5 protein-coding genes and 1 pseudogene are annotated in these 5,316 nt (G+C 71.4%); 2 read left to right on the forward strand and 4 right to left on the reverse strand.

What is annotated here, in order from left to right:
• Nucleotides 1–193 (forward strand): hypothetical protein (locus tag AOK03_RS42965; RefSeq protein ID WP_208609687.1); only part of this gene is annotated, 193 nt, incomplete at its 5' end.
• 80 nt (nucleotides 194–273) lie between these two features.
• Here the strand turns inward: AOK03_RS42965 and AOK03_RS37920 are convergent.
• The 4 genes from AOK03_RS37920 to AOK03_RS37940 all read right to left on the reverse strand — a co-directional run bounded on the left by AOK03_RS37920 (nucleotide 274) and on the right by AOK03_RS37940 (nucleotide 4,618).
• Nucleotides 274–939 (reverse strand): RNA polymerase sigma factor, encoded by a 666-nt coding sequence (locus AOK03_RS37920; RefSeq protein WP_055569910.1) that lies wholly within the window; start codon nucleotides 937–939, stop codon nucleotides 274–276.
• 100 nt (nucleotides 940–1,039) lie between these two features.
• The gene (locus tag AOK03_RS42970; protein WP_167355691.1) at nucleotides 1,040–2,155 is read right to left on the reverse strand and encodes a hypothetical protein; all 1,116 of its coding nucleotides are present in this window, start codon (nucleotides 2,153–2,155) and stop codon (nucleotides 1,040–1,042) included.
• Between the two features lie 920 nt (nucleotides 2,156–3,075).
• Nucleotides 3,076–3,669 carry an RNA polymerase sigma factor gene (locus tag AOK03_RS37935; RefSeq protein WP_055569913.1) on the reverse strand — a complete coding sequence of 198 codons (594 nt, stop codon included), beginning with the start codon at nucleotides 3,667–3,669 and terminating at the stop codon, nucleotides 3,076–3,078.
• A gap of 94 nt (nucleotides 3,670–3,763) precedes the next feature.
• A complete protein-coding gene (locus AOK03_RS37940; protein ID WP_157869195.1) occupies nucleotides 3,764–4,618 on the reverse strand; it encodes a hypothetical protein in 855 nt (284 codons plus the stop codon).
• Nucleotides 4,619–4,821: 203 nt separating this feature from the next.
• On the opposite strand from AOK03_RS37940, the pseudogene AOK03_RS43310 reads away from it, so the two are divergent.
• Nucleotides 4,822–5,316 (forward strand): annotated as a pseudogene (locus AOK03_RS43310) (hypothetical protein); the annotation flags it as partial.

The raw sequence follows: 5,316 nt of genomic DNA on the forward strand, positions 1-5,316 counted from the left end.
CGTGAGCACCGTGGGGGCCGTGAGCACCGTGGGGGCCGTGCGCGCCGTGAGGGCCCTGGGCGGCGTGCGGCGGCTGCCCCTGCCCGCCCGGCTCACGTGCCTCACCCGTCCCGCCCATCCCGCCCGGCTCACCCGCGCGGTCCAGCGCCTCAAGCGCCCGCGCGAGCCGCTCGGCCTGCGGGCGGGCGGCTGAATCGATGCCTTCGAGGGGCTCCCCGCGCAGCAAACGCTCCGCCGCGTCGCGGTCCAGCCACTTGTGCTGCTCGTCGGCCATCACATGTCCTTCTGCGTCCGCGTACGCGATTGCGTCACACCGGCGGACGTCACCGCGCACCCGCGCGGCTCTCTCTGCGGCGGCACGGCGCCGAGTGCCTCCTTGGGGTCGGCCCCCTCAGGACCGAGAAGTTCCGCGAGCCTCTTCAGGCCGCGGTGCGCCGCCGTGCGGACGGCCCCGGGGCGCTTGCCGAGGGTCTGCGCCGCGCTCTTCGCGTCGAGTCCGACGACGACGCGAAGCACCACGGCCTCGGCCTGGTCCTGCGGGAGCTGCGCTATCAGGGCCAGTGCCTCGCTGGTGGCGAGGGCCTCCATCGCCTCGTCGGCGGTGTCGGCGTCGCCCGGCTTGCCGGTCAGCTCCGACTCGTCGCCGCCCACCGCGGGACGGCGGCCCCGCATGCGTATGTGATCGAGGGCGCGGTTGCGCGCGATGCGCGCGGCCCAGCCCCGGAACCGGTCCGCGTCGCCGCTGAACCGGTCAAGATCGCGCGCTATCTGCAGCCAGGCCTCGGAAGCGACGTCCTCGGCGTCCGGGTCGGCGACCAGCGTGCGTACGTATCCCAACAACCGCGGGTGCACGGCGCGGTACACAGTCCGGAACGCGGTCTCGTCCCCGTCCTGTGCCGCAAGCACCGCGGCGGTCAGCTCCGCGTCCTCCCCCAGCACTCTCTCAATCCTGCCACTCGGAGATCTGCGCCCGGCCCCGGCGCGAAGCAGCACGCTACGGGCTCGGACAGGCCTACGTCCATGTTTGTACAACGTGCAACTAGCGGGTGACAGAACGCGGTGTGACAGAAAACGCACCCGCGGCGCTGAAGGGAGTACGGACCGCACGCGGTTCGTACCGTGTGTCGGCCGGGGCCTCTCCTGTGGGGGGTGGCGGCCCCGGCCGGCTCGGTTCTCTCGCCCTGGCCCACCTGGGCGCCGCTCCGTACGAAGCCGGGGACCAGGCCGCCGTCATCGACCGAAAGGCCACCGCAGCGGAAGTCTGGGGCGAGGCGCGCCGAGGACCTTGCGCACCATGTCCTTGGAAATGTCGTGGCGGCCCCGGTTGTAGTAGATCTCCGCGTGCACCTCTTCGGGCGTGAACCGTGGGTTTTCTTCCGCGACCATGCGGATGTACCGTCCGCAGATACCGTCGGCCGTCCCGGCGCTCCAGGACAAGACCGGTCGCCACGAGCGAGCGCAAGGCCGGCTCGATCCGGAGTGCCGGGACGTACGGCTCCAGAATGCCGATGACATCGTCGGTACCGGCCGGAATACCGAGCGCCGCCAGCCCCTCCGCCACCCGCTGTTCTTCGGCGGGAAGTCGCTCAACAAACAGATGGACCAGACGTTGATGCACCTCGCTCGCCGACACGGATGACAGCCAAGCTCCGACCTCGTATATCTGTAGCCCCGGCGGGTCACTGCTGATGACCGCGGAGAGCAGTTCGGCGAGCCGCGGACTGCCGGCCAGACGACCGTGAACGCGCCGCAGATCCTTCTCCGGCAGGGCGGCCAGTCCGTATCTGTCGCTCGGGTCGAGCACGGCGAATTGCTCACGCAGCGACGGTGGCTTGAGTCCGCTGAGGCAAATACGGACCGCCTTGTCCGTCCATGCCACACCTGTCGTCGCCTCGGGCATGCGCTGCGTCACCAGAACGACCTTGACGAGCGGGTTCGGCCGACTTTGCACGGCCTCCAGCGCCAGATCGAACTCCGAGTCGCGCAGGAGGTTTTCGTCCTGGAGGAGATTCTCCGCGGAATCGATCACGACCACCCGCCGAAAGCCGCCGTTCGCGTCGAGGCCGTCCAGGGCGATCTCCAGGCGTGCTCGCGCGATGGAGCCGACCGTCTGGTCCGACCCGGGTGGTTCGATGTCCCGGACCAGTGTCGACACTCCGATGTCCCCGTACGGCGTGGCGTCGTGCCAGCGAAGGACTCCTCGTCCGGTTCCGTCCACCCCAGCTCGGCGATTACCGCGCGCACAAGCGCCGTCTTGCCCATCCCCGCCGGACCGCTGACCACGATGACGGAGGTCGCCCGATCCTCCAGCGCGGCGCGCAGCTCACTGCGCGGACCTGTGCGGTCGACGAAGGCGGCTGCGCCCCGCGCCGACCGGCCGGTCACCCGCGGCGCCACCGAGCCGGTCTGTCCGGGTTCATCCCCAGCATCGAAGAAAACCGGCTTGACCGTCCCCAGGTCGATCGGACCGAGGAGAACCCGGGTGAGCCGTCCCGCCAGCCGTGCGCACCAACGGCGCGCATCCGGCGTACCGCTGACGTAAGCGCTGTGCAGCATCGCCTGGGCGACCAGCGAGACCTTCAGTTGCCTGTGCCACTGCTCGGGATTCCCCGGCTTTTCGAGGACGAACCGAAGCGTGGGCTCCCGGAACGCGTCAATGATCTTTCGCACCCGGCCCGGCATGCCGTCATCGAGGCGCTTGTCGCGCCTATCCCGCTCCAGATATGCGAGAAACGCCGACTGGCTCTCGGATGAGGACTCCCCGATCTCCCGCCAGCAGAGCGAGATCAGCAAGGTCGCGAGGTCCCGGCTCAGCGGTGCCCGCGCGTCGTAGGCGGCCAGGTCGATCAGCCGGAAGTCGTCCGCGGCAACGATCCCGTCGTCTTCAGTGTACTTCGACGAAAAGCGTCGCACTGGAGAAACCCCGACGCACAATGGTCGCCTCGACAGGTAACAGCACCTCCATAGAGACCGCTCCATACGGGATAGCGAGAACAACCAGTCGGGCGACAAAATGCCAGTTCAGGCGCCCACTGCGGTTGAGTCGAGCCCGGGGGGCAGCCCCGGCCGGGCCAGTCACACCGCCCCGGAGCAGTTGAGACGTTCCCTCAGCTTCCTGAGGCCTCGGTGCGCGGCCGTGCGGACCGCTCCGGGGCGTTTGCCGAGGACGCGGGCCGCCGTGGGGGCGTCCAGGCCGACGATCACGCGGAGCAGGACCGCCTCCGCCTGGTCGCGGGGCAGTGCCGCGACCACGGCGAGCACGCGCTCCGTGGAGATCGCCTCCAGCGCGGCCGCCGACGTGCTGTGCGGGCCCGGGAGTTCGAGCATGTCCTGTTCCAGCGGGGCGGGGCGCGGCCGGGCCTTCAGGCGGCGGAGGTGGTCGAAGGCGCGGTGCCGGGCGATCGTCGCGGTCCAGCCGCGGAAGCCCGCCCCGTCCCCGTGGAACCGCCCGAGGTCCCTGGCGATCTCCAGCCACGCCTCGGCGGCGACGTCCTCGGCCGTCTCGCCGTCCGTGCCGACGAGGCCGCGCAGGTAGCCGACGAGCCCCGGCTGGACGAGGCGGTACGCGACCGCGAAGGCGGCCTCGTCGCCCGCCTGGGCCGCCGCGACGGCCCTGCCCAGCTCCTCGTCGTGCGCCTGTGCTCGACGGGGTCCCCCACCCTGGCCCAACCCGCTCCCATCCGGCCCGCTCGGGCCCGGGTCGCCGTGCCCGGGCCTTCACGGTCGACTGCGTCGCCGGGAGCGGAAATGTCACAGGCGGGGCTCACACCTCGAAGAGTCCTCCGCCGCCCGGGCCGACGTCCGAGATGTCGATCGTCTGCGCAGCCGGCGGAGCCACCGCGGACACCGGCCGGTCGTACGCGGACATGCGCATCTTCATGGTCTCGCCGTCCTCGTCGACCTCGACGCCGAGGGCGTACGGCTTGCCCTTCGCCGCCACGTACACGGACGTCGTGCCCTCCTCCTTGTCCTCGACGAGCGGGATCACGTCCGTGCCGTAACGCCGGGTGCCGGGCAGGGCCTTGATGACGTCGTCGGGGCCGGGGCTGCCGGGCATCGAGCGGGTGAACTTGTCGAGGTCGCAGCTGTTCACCGGCATCGAGGGGCCGCCACCGGTGCCCGTCGGGATCTTCAGGTACTTGCCGCGCGCCATCGCCGTCCGCTCCCGGACCCGCGCCGCGGTCTCCGGGCCCCGGCCCGCCGCGAGCTGCCGGATCTCCGCGAGCGCCTCGTCGCTGAACCGCACGTAGGTCGAGCCGCCCCCGATCATGATGAGGTCGCCGCGCTGCGCCGGGCCGGAGTCGAAGGTTCCGGTGCAGTTGCTGTCACGGTCCATGTGGAGCGAGACCTTCTGGCGGCCCTTCGGGCTGTTCATCTCGACGCCGATGCGCAGCGTCCTCGCGTTCCGGAGCAGCGTCATGGCCTCGGTGGAGAGCTCCCTGCCGCGCGCCTCGTCGTCCGGCACGAGCTCTTCGAGGGTGCCTCCGGAGTACGTCACCTGGCGGTCCGTGCCGCAGGACGCGAGGCCGCCCACGGCCGCGCCCACCGCGACCCAGACCGCGGCCCTGCGCCGCCACCGTCCGTCCGTCCGCGCCAGGCCCGGCATCCGTGCCCCCACCCGTTCTCCCACTCGAAGCCCCACCCGATTCGCCCGATTCAGTACGTCACAACTCTCACATGACCCAGCGCACCGCCCCGCCCACGTGTCACTGCCGGGAGGTGCGGGATAGATCACGCGACGAATCGCCCGGAGCGCTACAACCCTTTGCCCGCCCGGCCAGTCGTACGGACTCGCTGTGTTCACCTGAAATTCGCTGAGGGGTGGGGCAATTGAGCCCGCGCAAACCGCGTGAAAAGGCGCGTACCACGCATGCGTACCGACCGCTGAGTCTCAAGCGCAGGGCGTGGCTGACGATCGGGGCCGTCGTGCTGGGGGGCGCGGGTGCGGTCACGTACGCGATGGCCGATCCGAGCAACGGCGAGACCCCCGGCGCCGATCCGCGCGCCAAGCGCCCGGCGAGCGTGCACGATCTCCCGCTCAAGGCCGACGGCGCGACGAAGCGGGAGCTGCCGCGCACGTCCACCGAGCCGTTCTCGCTCCTCGGCGTCTCGTGGGGCGGGGCCACCGAGGAGCCGGCGGGCACGGCGCAGGTCCGCACGCGCGCCATCGGCTCCGGCGCCTGGAGCGGCTGGCGGGCCCTGGACCTGGAGACGCACCCCGCGGAGAAGGGGGAGGCGGGCAGGCGTGCCGCGTCCGACCCGCTCTGGGTCGGGCCTTCGGACGGCGTGGAGGTCCGCGTCGTCGCGGCCGACGGC

This window comes from Streptomyces atriruber (assembly GCF_001418325.1).
Taxonomy (GTDB): domain Bacteria; phylum Actinomycetota; class Actinomycetes; order Streptomycetales; family Streptomycetaceae; genus Streptomyces; species Streptomyces atriruber.